The organism is Seonamhaeicola marinus, assembly GCF_008085455.1.
The window spans coordinates 1-241 of sequence record NZ_VSDQ01000733.1; the positions used below are offsets into that span (position 1 = coordinate 1).

The 241-nt window shown below is 32.0% G+C and carries 1 pseudogene; it reads left to right on the top strand.

The features are described from left to right. Window positions 1–241, top strand: a pseudogene (locus FUA24_RS23240) (mechanosensitive ion channel domain-containing protein); the annotation flags it as partial.

Here is a 241-nt window from a genome sequence, read left to right on the forward strand (position 1 = left end):
AAAGTATGTGCAAACGTATATTGAGCAACATTCGGCCATAAATAAAGACATGACCATTATGGTACGCCAATTACAGCCAACAACACAAGGTTTACCAATTGAAATATATGCTTTTAGTAGTGATAAACGTTGGATTAATTACGAATACATTTTAGCTGATATTTTTGATCATGTTATTGCTGCTGTTCCTTATTTTGAATTAGAAATTTTTGAACTACCAAGTAGCTCAACCTTCTCAAAA